This window comes from Streptomyces sp. NPDC001507 (genome assembly GCF_042894765.1).
Classification (GTDB): Bacteria; Actinomycetota; Actinomycetes; order Streptomycetales; family Streptomycetaceae; genus Streptomyces.
The window spans coordinates 262,550-279,076 of record NZ_JBIAVV010000011.1 but is presented as its reverse complement, the minus strand read 5'-3'; the positions used below and the strand labels follow the sequence as shown (position 1 = coordinate 279,076).

12 protein-coding genes are annotated in these 16,527 nt (G+C 72.8%); 3 read left to right on the top strand and 9 right to left on the bottom strand.

Features of this window, described 5'->3' with window-relative positions; translation table 11 throughout:
• Positions 1–150: 150 nt before the first annotated feature.
• The 3 genes from ACFY0K_RS33365 to ACFY0K_RS33355 form a co-directional block, all read right to left on the bottom strand.
• Entirely contained in the window at positions 151–282 is a 132-nt protein-coding gene (locus ACFY0K_RS33365) for a hypothetical protein (RefSeq protein ID WP_390642944.1), read from the bottom strand.
• Positions 279–5,309, bottom strand: a complete 5,031-nt coding sequence (locus ACFY0K_RS33360; protein ID WP_390642943.1) for a DNA repair ATPase — start codon at positions 5,307–5,309, stop codon at positions 279–281. The genes ACFY0K_RS33365 and ACFY0K_RS33360 overlap by 4 nt, the downstream gene beginning before the upstream one ends.
• An 80-nt stretch (positions 5,310–5,389) precedes the next feature.
• Complete coding sequence (locus ACFY0K_RS33355) at positions 5,390–7,456, bottom strand: SPFH domain-containing protein (RefSeq protein WP_390642942.1); 2,067 nt, start codon at positions 7,454–7,456, stop codon at positions 5,390–5,392.
• Positions 7,457–8,107: 651 nt separating this feature from the next.
• Here ACFY0K_RS33355 and ACFY0K_RS33350 point away from each other — a divergent pair.
• Entirely contained in the window at positions 8,108–9,166 is a 1,059-nt protein-coding gene (locus ACFY0K_RS33350; protein ID WP_388718571.1) for a PucR family transcriptional regulator, read from the top strand.
• A 9-nt stretch (positions 9,167–9,175) separates the two neighbouring features.
• On the opposite strand, the gene ACFY0K_RS33345 is transcribed toward ACFY0K_RS33350, so the two are convergent.
• A complete protein-coding gene (locus ACFY0K_RS33345; RefSeq protein ID WP_388718573.1) occupies positions 9,176–9,508 on the bottom strand; it encodes a hypothetical protein in 333 nt (110 codons plus the stop codon).
• A gap of 327 nt (positions 9,509–9,835) precedes the next feature.
• Here ACFY0K_RS33345 and ACFY0K_RS33340 point away from each other — a divergent pair, with 327 nt between their 5' ends.
• On the top strand, positions 9,836–10,048 hold the full coding sequence (locus ACFY0K_RS33340; protein ID WP_390642941.1) for a hypothetical protein: 213 nt from the start codon (positions 9,836–9,838) through the stop codon (positions 10,046–10,048).
• Positions 10,049–10,167: 119 nt separating this feature from the next.
• Here the strand turns inward: ACFY0K_RS33340 and ACFY0K_RS33335 are convergent, their stop codons facing one another.
• From ACFY0K_RS33335 to ACFY0K_RS33320, 4 genes are all read right to left on the bottom strand, one after another.
• A complete protein-coding gene (locus tag ACFY0K_RS33335; protein WP_390642940.1) occupies positions 10,168–11,640 on the bottom strand; it encodes a sialidase family protein in 1,473 nt (490 codons plus the stop codon).
• 405 nt (positions 11,641–12,045) lie between these two features.
• Positions 12,046–12,243, bottom strand: coding sequence for a hypothetical protein (locus tag ACFY0K_RS33330; RefSeq protein ID WP_351956448.1), 198 nt, complete (start codon positions 12,241–12,243; stop codon positions 12,046–12,048).
• A 149-nt stretch (positions 12,244–12,392) separates the two neighbouring features.
• The gene (locus ACFY0K_RS33325; RefSeq protein WP_351956449.1) at positions 12,393–12,668 is read right to left on the bottom strand and encodes a hypothetical protein; all 276 of its coding nucleotides are present in this window, start codon (positions 12,666–12,668) and stop codon (positions 12,393–12,395) included.
• 271 nt (positions 12,669–12,939) lie between these two features.
• Positions 12,940–13,524: a TerD family protein gene (locus tag ACFY0K_RS33320; RefSeq protein WP_390642939.1), complete on the bottom strand. Its 585-nt coding sequence runs from the start codon at positions 13,522–13,524 to the stop codon at positions 12,940–12,942.
• A 362-nt stretch (positions 13,525–13,886) separates the two neighbouring features.
• Here ACFY0K_RS33320 and ACFY0K_RS33315 point away from each other — a divergent pair, with 362 nt between their 5' ends.
• Positions 13,887–15,131, top strand: a complete 1,245-nt coding sequence (locus ACFY0K_RS33315) for a protein kinase (RefSeq protein ID WP_390643067.1) — start codon at positions 13,887–13,889, stop codon at positions 15,129–15,131.
• A 79-nt stretch (positions 15,132–15,210) separates the two neighbouring features.
• On the opposite strand, the gene ACFY0K_RS33310 is transcribed toward ACFY0K_RS33315, so the two are convergent.
• Positions 15,211–16,398, bottom strand: coding sequence for an acyltransferase family protein (locus ACFY0K_RS33310; RefSeq protein WP_390642938.1), 1,188 nt, complete (start codon positions 16,396–16,398; stop codon positions 15,211–15,213).
• Positions 16,399–16,527 lie beyond the last annotated feature (129 nt).

Sequence of the window (16,527 nt, the reverse complement as noted above, 5' to 3'; positions counted from 1 at the left end):
CGGCCGTGCGCGCACGTGATCCGGCGGTGGAGTACCGGCCGCACCGAGATGGTCCGAAGCCTGCCGGGTCCCGTCGTCCCGTCCCGGTGTTTCGCGGCCGCAGCGTCGGAGACGAGGTGCAGCGGAGACGAGGCGCAGGGGCGCGCGGGATCAGTCCCGCTCGTGTGGGAAGCCGCTCCGGTAGGCACGCATCATCCGGCGCCGGTCCCGGCGCACCAGTGCGCTGGTGCAGGACGCCACGATCAGTACGGCGGCGGCGACGGGGATCAGGAAGGACGTCATGCCCTCTCCTCCCGCGCCACCTGGTGCCGGGTGCCGGGGGCGGCGGCCCGGTCGATCGCCGTCTCCACGGCCGCGATCCGGTCGGCGAGCAGCCCGATGGCGGAGACCGCGCGGGTGAGCGGGTCGCTCTCCGGGCCGCCGAGGGTCTGGGCGCGGACGTACGCGGCTCTCACCTCGGCCCAGCGGAGGGCCTGTTCCGCCGTCAGCGTGCCGCGCAGTTCGGCCAGCTTCAGCAGGTTGGCCTCGGCGCCGGTGGTGAGGGTCCGGGCCTCGGCGGTGTAGTGGTCGTCGAGGAGGGCGGCGACCTCGGCGTGGTCCATGACCGGCTGGATGCGCTGGGCGATCCTGTTCATGGTGCGGTAGGAGCCCTGGAGCCGGAAGGGCGGTTCGGTGCGGCCGGCGTCGGCCTGGGCGGCCGAGGCGATGTAGGCGGCGTTGACCGCGAGGACCGTCTCCCGGGCGGTCAGCAGATGGCGCAGCACCGCCAGGATTTCCTCCAGCTCGGCAGGCGGGTACGGATGGACGAGGCGGTCCGCGTGGGCGGCGGGGTCGCCCTCCGCCATCCGGACGAGCAGGTCGAGGTCGGCGCGGTCACGGCCGGCGAGCGGGGCGAGGACCTGGTTCGAGGTCAGGGCGTTCTCGACGAAGCTGACCGCGAAGGCGTCCTCCCTGCCCGTCAGGATGTCGCCGAGGTTCCACACGTCGGCGCGGTTGGCGAGCATGTCGGGGATCTGGAAGCGGCCGCCGGACCCCGTGTAGGGGTTTCCGGCCATGCAGACGGCGAAGCGCTTGCCCCTGAGGTCGTAGGTGCGCGGTTCGCCGTCCCGTACGCCCTCGATGCGGCGGGTGGCGTCGCACAGCGGGATGAAACTCTGCAGCAGGTCGGGCGAGGTGTGCTGGATGTCGTCCAGGCAGAGGAGGATGTTGTTGCCGGCCTCCAGCGCGAAGTTGATCTTTTCGACCTCCCGGCGGGCGGTGGCGTTCGGGGCCTCGGCGGGGTCGAGCGAGGTGACCGCGGATCCGAGCGCCGGGCCGTCGACCTTGACCAGGAGCAGGCCGAGGCGGTCGGCGACGTACTCGACGAGGGTCGTCTTGCCGTAGCCGGGCGGGGAGACGAGCAGGAGGAGGCCGCCGGTGTCGGTGCGCTTCGTTCGGCCGGTGGTGCCGAGCTGTCTGGCGAGGCTGTCCCCGATCAGCGGCAGGCAGACCTCGTCGACGAGCCGGTTGCGGACGAACGTCGGCAGCACCCGCGGCCGGTGTTCGTCCAGCCGGATCCGCGTGCGCTCCGCGGCCACCAGTGCCGTGCGGCGCCGTTGGTGGGCGCGGTGCGCGGGGACCTCGTGGGTGCGGAACTCCCGGGTGCGGGCGAGGATTTCGTCGATCCGGACGGTGAGCGTACGGCGGTCGATACGCGGGTGGGTGCCGAGCAGCCCGGAGACGGTCCCGGTCAGCGGTGCGTCGGATTCGTAGCGGGGCAGCTCCGGGCAGAGCTCGGCCGCCACCGCCTCCGCGAGGTCGCCGGGGGCGCCGTCCACCCCGGTTGCCGTGGTGTACGACGTCAGCCACGCCTCGACGAGTTGCCGGCGGCCGGCCAGGGAGCCGAGGGCCGTGAGGTCGTCGTCGTACGCCGACGTGCCCACGGTGCGGCGGAACTTGTCGAGCAGCGTGCGGGCGCCGGTACTGATGACGAACCCCTCGGGGCGGGTGGTGAGTTCCTCGAAGAGGTAGCAGGCGGCGGCGGTCGCGGTCGGGCCGCCGATCGCCGCCGCCAGTTCCCCTTCCAGGTCGGCGATGGCCGGGGCGTGGCCGAAGGTCTCGCGGGCGCGGGCCAGGGAGCGGGCCCGGCGGGTCCAGGCCGTGCGCGCGTCGGCGGTGGTTCCGTGTGTCCAGAACAGCTGGGCGGCGGCGCGCGCGGCGGGCTGGTGGCGGAGCGGGCCCGCGCCGTCGTGCAGGCGCAGCAGGGCCGTGAGGATCAGTACCGCGTCGTGGTCGTGGACGCCTCGCTCGTACCCCTCGTCGTAGGCCGCCTCCGCCGCCTGCCGGACCAGGCCGGGCAGGTCGGCCGCCGTGAGCGCGGCGGGGCCGTGCTCGTCCAGGAGCCGGGCCGCGAGGTGTTCGGCGCGGTAGACCTCCGGGGACTCCGAGGGCAGCGGGCGGTCCCAGTAGGGGCGGGTGGCCGCGAAGTCCGGGTCGGTGACCGGTGCGCGGTAGTCGGTGCCGGTGACGGCGAAGGCGAGTCCGTCGCCGTGCGGGACCAGGGTGAGGTCCAGGGGCTGGGTGTTCACGGCGAAACGGTGGGTGCCGAGGCGGAGCGTGCGGCCGTCGTCGGAGTACAGGTCGCCACGGTCGCGCAGGGCGCGCAGGGCTTCCTGGCGGGCGGCCCTGAGGCGGCCGTCGAGCTCCTCCGCGCGGACCTGGTCGCCGAGTTCACGCAGTTCGCCGATGGTGTGGCGGACCTTGGCGGGCAGCGGGTCGGAGGTGAAGAACGTGGTGACGGCTTCCGTGTCCGAGAGGGCCGCCGCGCGCCGGGTCACCGTGCCGAGGACACGGGCGGCGGAGTCGGCGAGGCGTTCGGCGCGGCGGGCGCGGGTGTCGGCGAGGGTCTGCTTGCGGGCGGCGAACGCCTCGTTCACCTCGTCACGCTTGTCGGCGAGCGTGCCGAGGAAGTCGTCGAACTCGGCGAACCGGGACTCCAGGTTCTCGATCTGCACGAGGACCCGGGCCAGTTGCTCCTCGCACGATTCGGGGCTGTCGGCGGCGGCGAGCGCGCCGGTGACGGTCTGCCCGAGCAGGGTGGACTCGGCGGCGAACGCGGCGCGTCCCTCGCGGTCGAGGAGGTCGCGGCGGCGGCCGTCGAGGGTGGCGCGGGCGCGGTTGAGACCGCCCAGGACCTCGGCGATCCCCTCCAGGACGGCGGTGCGCACGGTGGCGTCGCCGCCGTCGAGCCCGGCTACGACCTCGGTCACCGTGCGCAGTCCGTCGGCGAGTTCGTCGAGGTGTGCGGAGACCGCACCGGCCGCGGTGACGGTGGTGATCGCCCCGGCGTCGGCGGTCAGCCGCTCGACGTCCGCCCGGTGCTCGGCGAAGGCGTCCTCGCGGGCGAGGTGGGTGACGGCCCGCTGCCCGAAGACGGCGAGGTCGGCCTCGGCGGCGGTGGCCAGCTCGTCGATGCGGGCGGTGTCCGCGTACCGCATGTCCCTGAGGGTGAGCAGGTGCCCCTGGGCATGGCGGAGTTCGGTCAGGCCGGCGACCCAGGCGGCGGCCCCGCGCGGGGCCTCCCCGCGCAGGCGTCGTACGACCGCGGCGATCCGTGCGTCGGCCTCGGTGAGCGCGGCGGCGGCCTGCCGGGTGAGGGCCTGGACGGTCGCGAACTCGGTCAGCACCTGTTCGGCCGTGGCGCGGACCTGTGTGAGCGGTTCGTTCAGGTCGCCGAGTCGGGGGTCGCCCAGCCAGTGGTGGACGTCGGCCGCGCGCACGCATGCGGCGGCCAGCGCCTCGTACACCTCGCCCGTCGGCGTCGTCCCGGCGACCGCGCGGGTGATGGACAGGCAGTCGGAGATGCCGCGCACCAGGGCGGCGTTGCCGACCCGGGCGAGCGGACCGGTGCCGAGGGGCTGCGCGGCCGCGTGGGTGCCGGAGACGTACGGGGAGTTCCACAGCTGGAGCGGGTGCACCCGCAGGGGCTCGTCGCCGTCGGCCGGCAGGACCGTCAGCGTGCCGTCGTCGAACAGCGCCCACCCGTGGCAGGACAGCGGAGCGGCGACCTCCTTGCGGATCATGTTGTACGGCAGCAGGAGGCTGCGGCCCGTCCCGCGCGCGTGGAAGGCGTACAGCACGTCCTCGCCGTTCGGGGAGCGCACCTCGCGCTCGAACTCCAGGTCCGCGATGTCGAGGTCGTACGTCCGGTGGGCGCCCGTGGCCAGGCAGTACCCGCCGGGGAAGACGACGCCCTGGTCCTCGGGCAGGCGGCGGCAGGCCAGGCCGATACCGTCCAGGCGGACGACGGTCCTGGTCAGCGTGTTGAAGACCAGGTGGCGGTCGTAGTCCTCCTTGTAGGGGCGGATCCGCAGCAGGATCAGGGCACCGACGCGGGCGTGGGAGATGTCCGCGTCGGCGAGGGACTGCAGCGGCTCGTCGACCGCCTCGGAGTAGATGCCCTTGTCCGTCTCGGTGTCGTTCTCGACCTTGACGGTCAGCGTCCCGCCGGCCGTCGCGACGAAGACCTCGCCCCCGACGGAGACGTGCGGGTGGCGGCCCAGGACGTGGTCCTCGCGGGTCGTCGCGGTCCACTCGACGTCGTGGGAGGGCGGCAGGACGTGGTCGCGGTCGCCGCGCGCGTCCAGGAACGCCGCCCGGCCGTCGTCGGTGAGCGTCCAGCGCAGGACGCGGACGTCGCTGCCGCTCTCGCCGGTCTGGAAGACGGCGAGCAGCTTGCCGTCCACCCGGTTCAGCCGGAGCAGGCGGGCCTGTCGGTAGTAGCGGTGGAGTTCGGCGGTCTCGCGGACGAACGCGGGGTCGTCGAGCAGGCCGGGCACGGCGTCGTCGGGCAGCCGGTCCAGGTCCCGGTCGTACAGCGCGAAGACGTCGCCGGCCGGGCTTCCGGGACCCGGGTTGTGACCGAGGAGGAGGGTGTCGCCGACGGCGACGAGGTCCCGGGGCACGCCGGCGTGCCCGGTGCGCAGCCGTCCGGTGCCGGCCAGTTCGAGGCGGGTCGAGCCGAACTCCTCGGTGCGGCGGGCGTTCAGGGCCTCGGCGCGGCGGGCGAGCTCGGCGGCCTGGGCGGCGAGCCGGGTACGCAGCACCTCGTAGGCGCCGGAGTGCGGCCTACCGGCGCCCGGAACTCCGCGGGCGCCGGAATCCGGCGTACCGGCGCCCGGAACTCCGTAGGCGCCGGAATCCGGCGTACCGGCGCCCGGAACTCCGTAGGCGCCGGAGTCCGGCGTGCCGGCGCCCGGAACTCCGTGGGCGCCGGAATCCGGCGTGCCGGCGCCCGCCTCGTCCGTCCCGGTGTCGTGGCCGGTGGTCATGGGTCCCTCTCAGCAGGTCGAAGGAGATGCGTGGTCCGGAGCCGCCGTCCCCTGTGCGGCGGCTCCGGGCCACGGGCCGGTCAGCCCCTGGCGCTGCCGTTGAGGGCGGCGAGGGAGGTGTCGGCGAGACCCAGCTCGCCCGCCCTGTCCAGCAGTTGCTGGAGCCGGCCGGGGTTCGCGGCGCCCGACGTCATGAGCTTCGTCAGCAGCGCGGAGACGGTCAGGTCCCGGATGCCGGCCGCGGAGACGGAGCCGAGGGCGCGCCCGAGGTCGTCGGGGAAACTCGCGGACCCGTCCAGCCAGGGCCCGGCGAGCGCCTTGGCGGTGCCGGAGTTCTGGACGAAACCGTCGACGCTTTTCCCGAACGAGATCGCCGAGACGAGCCGGTCGAAGAAGACGGACTCCCCGCCGACGATGTCGATGTCGGCGTTCTCCAGTCCGGTGGCGAGCACCGTGGCCTGCGCCTCGGCGATCTGCCGCTGCGCGTCCAGCCCGGCGAGCCGGATGTCCTTCTCGGCCGCCAGCCGCAGCCGGTACTCCTCGTGGCCGCGGGAGGCGTCGTCCAGGGCGGCCATCGCCGCCGCCTTCTCGGTGAGGCCGGCGGCCTCCGCCTTCAGCTTCTCGCCGATCCCCTCGGCCTCGGCGAGCACCTTGGCGCGGGTGCCCTCGGCCTCGGCGAGCGCCTTCGCCCTGGCGCCCTCCGCCTCGGCCCGCAGCCGTGCCTCGGACGCGGCGGCCTCCGCCCGCCCGGCCTTCTCGACGACCTCGGCCTCCCTGTCGCGGACCTGTACGGCGGCCAGTCCCTCCGCGGCCGCCTCGGCCCGGACGCCCTCGGCGAGCCGCAGCCTGGCCTGGGCGTCCAGGTCGGCGGTCTTCAACCGGGCCTCGGCGAGGGTGAGTTCCTGTGCCGCGCGGTGCACGGCGGCCTGCTCACCGGCCTCCGCCGCCTTGATGTCCTTGACCAGCTTCTCCTGCGCCTCGGCCTCGGCGGCGATGACGACGGCCTGCCGCTCCCGCTCGGCCTCCTCGACGGCCCGCAGCTTCTTGATGGCCTCCTCCTGCTCGGCGACCGTGCGGTCCACGGCCACCCGCTCCCGGACGACCTCGGCGATCTCGCGCTTCTCCGCCTCGACCTCCTTGTCGGCGGCGATCCTGGTCAGCTGGGTCTCGCGTTCCCGCGCGATGACCTCGAGGAGGCGGTCCTTCTCGATGCGCTCGTTCTCGACGGCGATGACCCGCTCGCGGTTCTTCGCGGCGACGGCGACCTCGCGGGCCTGGTTCTCGCGCTGGATGCCGAGCAGTTCCTCGGTCTTCAGGAAGGCGCCCTGCGACCTCAGCCGCTCCTCCTCCACCACCCGCGCCGTCTCGGCCTCCTCGCGGGCCCGCGAGGTCTCGATCTCACGCCTCTGCTTGATCTCCGCGTCCGTCTGCCGGCGCTCCAGCTCCAGGATGGCCTCGCGGGCGTCGACGTTCTGCCGGGTGATCTCCTTCTCCTCGGTGCGCTGGGCCTCGTTGGTGCGCACGTGCTCCACGGCGGTCAGCTCGGTGATCTTCCGGATGCCCTGGGCGTCCAGGACGTTCGCCGGGTCGAGCTGGGAGAGCGGCGTCTGCTCCAGGTAGTCGATCGCCGCGTCCTCCAGGTGGTAGCCGCTGAGGTCGACGCCGATCAACTCGATGATCTTGTAACGGAGTTCCTCGCGCTTGGTGTAGAGGTCGGTGAAGTCGAGCTGCTTGCCGACGGTCTTCAGCGCCTCGGAGAACTTCGCGTGGAACAGTTCCTGGAGCGTCTTCTGGTCGCTGGCTCTCGCGGTACCGACGGCCTGGGCGACCTTGACGACGTCCTGGGCGGTCTTGTTGACCTTCACGAAGAACGAGATCCGGATGTCCGCGCGGATGTTGTCGCGGCAGATCAGCCCGTCCCGGCCGGCCCGGGTGATCTCGATGGCCTTCACCGAGATGTCCATCATCTCGGCCTTGTGCAGCACCGGCAGCACGACCTGCCCGGTGAACGTCACGTCGACCCTGCGCAGCTTGGAGACGATCAGCGCCTTGCCCTGCTCCACCTTGCGGAACAGCAGGGAGACGACGGCGACGGCGAGCAGGCAGACGGCGACGAGCACGCCGATACCCACGGTCATGGGAGTCATGGCATACGTCCTTGAGGCGTAAGGGAGTTCGAGCGTTCCGGCGCGGAGAAGAAGGCGGTTGCGACGGGACCGGAGGAAGGGAACCGGGCGGGGGCCGCGGCTCAGGCGGCGCGGTCCCACCGCGCACGCGACGGCGCCACGGGGCAGTCCGGGCCGTCCTGTTCAGCCGGGAGGAGCCGGTGCAACGGCCGCACGAGCAGGCGGGTGGCGGTCCAGGCGATAAGCAGCGCTCCCGTGGGAGCGGCCGGACGCAGCGGCGCGGCGACGGGGCCCGGGGGCCCGGCAGCGGTGAGCACCGCCGGCGTCGGTCAGCCGCGCCAGGGCCAGGAGCCGGAAGCACACCGCCGCCACCAGGGCCGTGGTCGGGAGGATGACGGGCAGGCCGGTGGCGGCCACCAGAAACGTCCGCATGCCCCGCCCCCTCCCGGCCCGCGCCGCTCGTGTCCGTGGGAGCGCGGACGGGATCAGGGTTCCGGTGCGGGCACCTGCCGGTGTCCGGCACCGGAACCGTCCGAAGTGCTCCCCGCGAGCCATGCTCCACGACCGGAGCCGCCCCGCGCATTGCCGGTGTCCGGCAGTGTTCACTAGGGTCTGGGTGCCGGTGACCCGCTAAGAAACCGTCAGCGGCGCGTCAGGATTTCGGGGGACGACGTGACGGACCGGCACATACCTGAGCGGTACCTCGACGGCTACGACCGCATACTGGGCGAGGTCTCCGCCACCGGCCGACGGCTCAGCCGGGACGAGATCGCCTCCCGGCGCGCCCTGGGGGAACAGGCCGCCGAGGCCGGCCACGGACTGCGCGACCTGGTCAGCGCGCACCTCGCCGCCGCCCGCACCGCCTGGCCGGCCGCCGCCGGCTCCGCGGACGAGGCGCTGGCCGCCGTCCAGCAGCTCGTCGACGCCTTCGCGGAGGGGTTCGAGCGGGCCCAGCGGCTCGCCGTACGCCAGGAGGAGGCGGCCCGCCGGGAGTTCATCGACGACCTCCTGTACGGCCGCAGCAACCTGGGCCGGCTCTCCGAACGCGCCGAACGCTTCGGCCTGCGGCTGTCCCACGCCCACGCGGTCGCCGTCGCGCAGGGCGCCACCCCCTACGGCGAGGGCGACCCGGTGCCGAGACAGGTGGAGCAGGCCGTCATCTCCCGGTTCGGCGACCGCAGTGTCCTGCTCACCACCAAGGACGGCAGGCTGCTGTGCATCGCGCCCGGCCACCAGGCCGACGTCCTCACGCACTTCGCCAAACAGGCCCACGCCGCCACCGAGGGCGGCCGGGTCGCCATCGGCCGCCCGCAGCCCGGCCCCGGCGGGGTCGTCCAGTCGTACGAGGAGGCGCTCAACGCGCTCGAACTGGCCGAGCGCCTCGAACTCGACGAGCCGGTCCTGCGCGCCGCCGACCTGCTGGTCTATCCCGTCCTCACCCGCGACCGGCAGGCCATGGCCGACCTCGTCCAGGGCACCCTGGGCCCGCTCGTCACGGCCCGTGGCGGCGCCGAACCCCTCCTCGAAACCCTCACCGCCTACTTCGACTCCGGCTGCGTGGCCACCGAGGCGGCCCGCCGTCTGTCCCTGAGCGTGCGCGCCCTGACGTACCGCCTGGAACGCATCCACCAGCTCACCGGGGCGAACCCCGCCGACCCGCCCCACCGGTACATGCTCCAGACGGCGGTCATCGGGGCACGGCTGCTGGACTGGCCCGCGACGGCTCTGTGATGGAGCTGTCTAGGATTCGTCGCAGGTAGCGTCGTAGTTCCGCTCGTAGGAGTCTTTGTAGCCCTGGACGTATTTCGAGGTGCTCGACTTCGGGGCGTAGGACTGGCGGTAGTTGCAGTCTGCGCCGTCACTCTTCCCTGCGGCCCGTCCATCCACCTGGCCCTGCTGGAAGGGAGTACGGGTCTTCGTCGGCTTGGGAGTGGGGGCGGGGGCGGGGTGGGCCGACGCTTCGTGCGCCACCGAGGTGGCCGCTGCCTGCGATACGGCCGTCGGCGCAAGCGTCAGACCTGCGACCGCGGCGACAGTGCCCGCAAGCAGTGCAGTGGTTCGCTTGGCGCGCATGGCAATCCTCTTTCCCAGAGACCGTTGCTTGCATTGATGCACCGCCACTGCCGACACGCCGAGCCGGTCACGGACCGTGTGGCGTTGTCGGGGGCTCAAGGCATCGGGGGCATCAGAGCCGATGCTGTGGCACGCGTCCACGCTATCGAACAGGCGAAACTATGTCCATTTATAAGGCTTTCATAGCTTTTGTACATTTCCCGTGCGCGCCAAGGTCATTGCCTGCCGCACCGTCACCCGAATGGCGGAACATGGCGTGCCACCCGAATGGGTGAAGATCAAGCTGGCTAGTGCCCCGACCGAGGCAATCCGTGAAAGGGGAACCACATGCGTATTCGACGAATCCTCGCCGCCGTCATCGCCACGGCAGCCCTCGCCGGACTCGGCCTCACAGGTGCCGCATCCGCCTCCGCCGCCCCCCAGGGCGCCCGGTCGTACGTCACCCCTTCCCAGTGCAAGCAGGGTGGCGGAACGCCCGCGATCAACGAGGCGGGCAACTACTGCAAGGGCGGCACGCACGACGGGGAGCAGGTCGACTGAACCCCACAAGGCGCCCGGCCGCCACGCCCCGCGGGGCGTGGCGGCCGGGCGCTCCCACTGCGCGGTACGGCCCGGCGTCCGCGTCGGTCAGTCGGTCAGTCGGTCAGTCGGTCAGTCGGTCAGTCGGTGCGGAAAGTGCCGGTGTAGACGTCCGTACGGTTCTGTGGTGCGCCGGAGTTGGCCTCGGTGAGCACCGCCCGTACGCCCTTGCCGTCCGCCGCGAGGCCCTGGTAGTCGCCGAGGAAGTAGCCCCCGGCGAACGGCGCCTGCAGCCAGTCGAAGATCCGTGAGATCCGGCGTTCGGTCCGCAGCTTCGGGTCTCCGTGCCGCAGCGTGGCCAGTTGGTAGGCGGTGGGCAGGGTGGTGGTGTTGCCGGGCTCCAGGAAGCGCAGGTCGTAGTAGGTGAGCGCGACGGTGCCCCGCTCGTCGACCGCGATCGAGGGTGAGAAGGCCGGAACGCCCCCGGGGCTGATCAGCTCCGGGGTCCCCCAGGTGCGTCCGCCGTCGGTGGACCGCACGAGCTGGACGGAGTCGAACTTCCCACCGGCGAAGTCCGAGCCCTCGTAGGCCATGTACAGCGTGCCCGTCCCGGGGTCGACGGCCGGGCTCGGCAGGGTGGACCCGGCGCGCAGTGGTTTGGCGGGGTCGTTGGGGTCGACCTCCGGCACGGAGGTGTCCCGGGCCACGGTGACGGGGGCGCTCCAGGTCTCTCCGGCGTCGGTCGAGGTGACCATCTCGTAGCGGGCTTCGACGACGGTGGTCAGGTCGTCGGCGTAGGTGATCCGGTCGAAGAAGTCGTACAGCGTGCCGGTGCACCGGTCGGCGACGATCTGGTGGCCGATGGTCTGGGTGTTGGGCACGGTACTGGTGTCGACGAAGCGCCGGGCCCTGCTCCAGGTGCGGCCGCCGTCCCGGGTGAGGGAGATGTAGCCGGGACCGTCGAGGGAGCTGGGGCCGGGCGGGTCGTTGTCGAGGCGGTTCCAGACCTGGTAGGCGGTGCCCTTGCGGATCGGGTCGGCGGTGAGTGAGGGCTTGTCGTTGAAGAACGGCTGCTCGTCGACGTGCGTGGTGGTGCGGTTCTGCCAAGTGCGGCCGCCGTCGCGGGACGTGACCGCCAGGAGGGCCGTGCGCGTGCTCTTCGTGAAGTCGACGCCCTCCCCGCCGGCGTAGACCGTGCCGTCCGGTCCGGTGCTCACCCAGGGGTCGGTGGCCCGTTCGTAGTCCGCGCCGCCGGGGGCGCACAGGCTGAACGGCAGCGTGCTCGGGTGGAAGGTGCGGCCGTCCGTGGACCAGCTTGCCGCCAGGCCACGGGCGCCGCCGTCGTTCCAGCGGTCCTGCTGGAACACGGTGACCACGTGGCCGGGGTCGCGCGGATCGACGGACAGGTACGGCTCGACCTCGGTGCCCGGGTAAACGACGCTGTCGGGGGACCTCGCTCCGATGGTGCACCGCGCGTACGGGTCGCCGTGGGACACCCTGATCAGTGGTGTGCCGTCGGGGTCCCGGACGGCCGCCGCGGGAGTCGCGCCGGTGGCCGTGCCGAGCAGGAGCGCGGCGGCGGTGACGGCGGTCAGGGGCACGAAGACGCGCATGCGGGATCTCCTCCGGGCCTGTCGGCCGGCGTACGGGACCGCCGTCGTCGGGGCGGCCGGGGGCGCGGAGGCGTACCGGAACGCGCGGGTGGGGCGGACTCCGCTCGGTCCTCATCGGCGTTGCGGCCGGTGCCCTTGATGGACCGAACGGCGGAGTCGTCCCCGGGGACGTCGAGGAGCACAGCCCGAGGAGCCGGCCGGCGGGTGCAGCGTGCCGGTCGGCTCCTCGGGCTGTGCTGTTACGGCGCCGTCTCCTCGTGGGGCCACGGAGAGGGCCGGGTGCCGGTCGGCGAGGCCGGCGGGACTGCTCGTCCTGTGCGTCTGTTCAGAACCGCGGCGGCGAGCGCGCTCTCAAGGGGCGGTCCACCCGACGGTGGACCGGTTGCCCAGCCGTGCGGCGAACGGTCAGGTGACCGCCTGCGTGGTCCCGTCAGGCAGCTGGCAGGCGTAGCCGTCGTAGGGGCGTGCGACGATCTGTCCGCCTGCGGCCGTGCAGTCGTCCCTGGAGATGTTCGGGGACGAGGCGGCCCCGGCGCCGACGGCGCTCACGCCGACGAGGGTTGCCGCGGCCAGGACGAGGCCCAGGATTCTGCGCATACGCATGACTTCCTCCTCCTCTCGGGCGCCTTCGTTCGGCCTTCGGGAAGGACAAGTCCCAGGACGAGGGCGCCCTCTTACCCAGCATGGGCGCTCCGCACGGGGCCCGCGAGGCGGGGCGGGAGGTCGGCCGGCGGCTGTCGTCGCGCGGTCGGCTAACGCGGTTCGTGGGCCGCCGCCCGGCAGGCACCGGTCGCGGCGCCGCCCGCCACTCCGGCCCCGGTCAGCCCGGTCACGCAGCTCTGCAGGTCTCCGACCACGCCACGGCCGCAGGCCGCTGTGACGGCGTCGGAAGCGGTGGCGCCCGCCAGTTCGGCCATCTTCGTGCAGGCGGGGATGTCGGCGCGGGCCGCCGGAGCGGCGAGGACCGCACCTCCGAGGGCGAGGGTCAGGCCCGTGAGGGCACCGGCGATGCGGGTCGACGTGCGCATGGGATGCACCTGCCTTCCGGTTCGGTCGCGCGGTCCCGGTCCCGGCGGCCCGACAGTGCCCCGGACCAACCGGCACGCACTCGGACCTCCGCTCGCAGGCCCCGCACTCTCCAGCGTCGCATCCTCTCCGCCTCCCGTCCTGGGCATCCGAGGGGCGGCGGCACCGAGTGACCGCGGGTGCGCGCAGCGCGCGGCAGCGTTCCGGTCTGTGCGGCAGGGCGTCGGAGCGGTGGCCGAGGGGGCACCGTCGAGCCCTGCGCGTCCAGACGTACTACTTGCTGACGGCGAAACGCATCAGGGCGGGTTCGTCCCCCTGCTTGATCTTTCCCGTCACGTTGATCACCTCGAGCTTCCAACTGGTGCCGACCCGCAGTGCCTTGGCCACGGCGCATGCGTTGTCCTGGGTGAGCAGGCTCGGCCAGATGTCGGCGACCTGCTGGGAGCTGCCACCGGTCGCGTCGTAGACCTTGAAGCTGATGTTGCGCGCCTTCTGGAAGGAGCTGCCCTTCTTGTAGGCGGCGGCCACGAACACTATCGACGTGATGTTGGGCGGGATCCGGGCGAACTCGACGGTCACCGTCTCGTCGTCGCCGTCCCCGCGTCCGGTCTGGTTGTCGCCGCTGTGGACCAGCGAGCCGTTGCCCATGGGGTCGAGTGAGTCGAGACCCGCCAGGCGCACCGGGTCACCGCCCTGCATGGCGATGGCGATCAGATCGAGGTCGGTGCCGCTCTGGCGGCGCAGCTTGCCCAGCACGCCGCCACTGCTGCCGGCGGTGGGGTCCCACGAGACCCCGATGGACAGGTGGGTCACCCCGTCCAGGTCGGCCGGACCGTCTTCCTTGGTGAGTGTGATCATGTGTGACTCATTCTCGTCAAAGGGACTTCAACACGCAGAGTGTGCCTGGCACCTTCGCGGTTCCGCATGAGGGGGTCATGAGCGCGCTTTGCACACAGTCACACCCATATTGCCGCCGGCGCGGTGCGGCCGGACAGCGGAACCAGCGAGGGAGGCCGCGGCCCGCCGGTAGAGTGAGGAAGCTGCGGCCTCCCACCAACACCCGTTGCCCTAGGCCCTGTCGTCGAATTCCCGTCGTCGCCCGGAGGGCGGCCCTGCGGCGTGCATGGCGTCGTGGGGCAGGCGGGAATTCGACGACAGGGCCTAGAGGGACATGGCCGACAGCGGTTAAGTCGTCTCGCGGTGTGAGGGTGAAGCAACAGGTGCTGATAGCGGGCCGGTACCGGCTGGAGACCGCCATCGGGCGAGGCGCGATGGGAGAGGTCTGGCGGGCGTACGACGAGATGCTCGGCAGACCGGTGGCGGTCAAGCTCCTGCTCGCCCAGAACACCGATCCCACCGCCGCCGCCCGCTTCCGCCTGGAGGCCCAGACCGCGGGCCGGCTCCGGCACCCGCACGTGGTCGGCGTCGTCGACTTCGGCGAGCAGGACGGCCGTCTGTTCCTGGTGATGGAGCTGGTCGAGGGCGACAGTCTCCAACGCGTGCTCGCGCAGACCGGCTCCCTGCCGGCCGAGGAGGTCGCCCGTATCGCCGCCCAGGCGGCCGCCGGGCTGGCCGTCGCACACGAACAGGGCATCGTGCACCGGGACATCAAACCCGGCAACCTTCTGCTCGACGCCGTCGGATCCGTGAAGATCGGCGACTTCGGCATAGCCCGCTTCATGGACGACCCGGCCGGCGGGCTCACCGCGACCGGTCAGATCGTCGGGACCAGCCTGTACATCGCCCCCGAGCGCGCCCTGGGCCGACCCGCCGGACCGCCGTCCGACGTCTACTCGCTGGGCTGCGTGCTCTACCAACTGCTCACCGGACGGGTACCGTTCCAGGCCGAGAGCGCCATCGCCGTCCTCCACCACCACCTCGACACGCCCCCCGTGCCGCCGCGCGAGATGGGCATCGCGCTGCCGCCCGCCTTCGAGAACTACCTGCTCGGTCTCCTCGCCAAGCGGCCCGAGGACCGTCCCACGGCGCACCGGACGGCCGAATGGTTCGCCGCGGGCTCCTGGAGAGGACGTCCCGAACCCCTCCCGGCGGCCGCACCGCGCCGCGAACCGGAGCCGCGTCCGAGCAGTCCGGCGGCGCTCCCCGGAACCTGGTCCCGGACCGGCACGCCCCCTGGCTCCGTCACCACCTATGCCTTCCCGTCCGCCGCGGGCGCCGCTCCGGCCCACCGGGCCCAGCGCCGTCAGCGGACGGGCGGCGGCACCCTCTCCAGCCGCCGGTCGAGGGCGCTGAGCGCCCTCGCCGCCGTGGTGATCTTCCTCGGGGCCCTGCTGCTCGGCATCGCATGGTTCTCCCCCGACCAGAGCTCGGCCGACACCCCACCGGCGGACCGGACGCACGGCACGAGCCCGGCCCCGGAGCCCAGGAACGCCAAGAGCGACGGCCCGGACAGCCGGCCGGACGCCCCGAAGGGGAAGAACGGGCAAGGCGACGGCGAGGACTGAACCCGCGTCACAGCAGGCGTCGAGAGCCTTCCCGACCGCCGCGGCGGCGCGGCAGCAGCGCGCAGGAGGGCGGGCCGTCTCAGGCCGCTGCGACGACAGCCTGCTCCGGCCGGCGCGCGCGGACCCGGCCGCGTCGCAGCAGGGGCCGTTCGATGAGGGCGTACGAGGCGAGGGCCGCGAGGAGCGTCACCGTGAGGCCCGCGAAGAGCAGCCGGCCGCCGCGCACACCGAGGTCGGAGAGCACCCGGATGAGGGGGTAGTGCCACAGGTACATCCCGTAGCTGAGGTTGCGCCCGACCCAGGCAGGCACCGCCAGCGACAGCAGACGGGCGGGCCATGACCGCGGGCACAGTTCCAGCGCGGCCACCACGCAGGCCGACAGCACGGCGGCGGCCAGGAAGCCGGCCGTGTACCAGAGGGGGTTCCACCCGCTCGGCCCGGTGATCGGGATCTGCCAGACGATCAGCGCCAGCAGCGCGAGCGCGGGCCAGCACAGCCGTCCCGCCCACCGGCGCAGCACCGCCAGGCGCGGGTCGTCGGGACGCAGCCGGGCCAGTACGAGGGCCAGCAGGGCGCCGACGAGCAGCTGGTCGGCGCGGGTGTCGGGCCCGTTGTAGATGCGGTGCGCCGCCGTGGGATCCCAGAGCACCGTCCGCCAGATCACCGGCAGGACGCAGAGCACCGCCACCCAGCACAGCACCACCCGGGCACGCCCGCGCCGCAGCAGAACCAGCAGCAGCAGCGGCCAGGCCAGGTAGAACTGCTCCTCCACCCCCAGGGACCAGGTGTGGCCGAACGGTGCGGTGAGACCCGAGTACGCCCCGGGCTCCCCGGCCCGGACGAGATTGACCGCCGACCCCGCGGCGAGCGCGACCGCCATCCACACCTCGCGGAACATCGGCACTGCGAACGCCACGGCCAGCACGGCGGTGACCGCGCACATCACCAGCAGGGCCGGCATCAGGCGCAGCCACCGCCGCCGGTAGAACGACCACAACCCGATGCGACCGGTACGGGCGTACTCCGCGACCAGCAGCCGGGTGATGACGAAACCGCTGATCGTGAAGAACACGTCCACGCCCACCGAGCCGCCGGGCAACGGGTCGGGCAGCACGTGGTAGACGATCACCAGCACCACCGCGACGGTCCGCAGTCCGTCCAGCCCCGCCACCCGCCCACCACCACCGCACAGCGCCGACGAGAAGCCCCGCCCGCCCGGGCCCGGCTCCGTGGCCTCGGTGGCCGTGCTCCGACAGAGAGTGCTCATGACGGCTGCGTCTGCCCGCGCGCCGCCGAATCACACGGATCCGGTCCGCTCCTCCCCGGTCGCGTGACGCAACCCACGTTGAGTAACCCACGCGCCGGTACTGAGCCCGCGTACTCATGAAGCGCCGGG

Coding starts and splice junctions, on each gene's coding strand:
- ACFY0K_RS33355 (WP_390642942.1), bottom strand. CDS start 7,456: ATGACTCCCATGACCGTGGGTATCGGCGTGCTCGTCGCCGTCTGCCTG.
- ACFY0K_RS33310 (WP_390642938.1), bottom strand. CDS start 16,398: ATGAGCACTCTCTGTCGGAGCACGGCCACCGAGGCCACGGAGCCGGGC.
- ACFY0K_RS33365 (WP_390642944.1), bottom strand. CDS start 282: ATGACGTCCTTCCTGATCCCCGTCGCCGCCGCCGTACTGATCGTGGCG.
- ACFY0K_RS33330 (WP_351956448.1), bottom strand. CDS start 12,243: ATGCGTATGCGCAGAATCCTGGGCCTCGTCCTGGCCGCGGCAACCCTC.
- ACFY0K_RS33320 (WP_390642939.1), bottom strand. CDS start 13,524: ATGATCACACTCACCAAGGAAGACGGTCCGGCCGACCTGGACGGGGTG.
- ACFY0K_RS33360 (WP_390642943.1), bottom strand. CDS start 5,309: ATGACCACCGGCCACGACACCGGGACGGACGAGGCGGGCGCCGGCACG.
- ACFY0K_RS33345 (WP_388718573.1), bottom strand. CDS start 9,508: ATGCGCGCCAAGCGAACCACTGCACTGCTTGCGGGCACTGTCGCCGCG.
- ACFY0K_RS33340 (WP_390642941.1), top strand. CDS start 9,836: ATGCGTATTCGACGAATCCTCGCCGCCGTCATCGCCACGGCAGCCCTC.
- ACFY0K_RS33335 (WP_390642940.1), bottom strand. CDS start 11,640: ATGCGCGTCTTCGTGCCCCTGACCGCCGTCACCGCCGCCGCGCTCCTG.
- ACFY0K_RS33325 (WP_351956449.1), bottom strand. CDS start 12,668: ATGCGCACGTCGACCCGCATCGCCGGTGCCCTCACGGGCCTGACCCTC.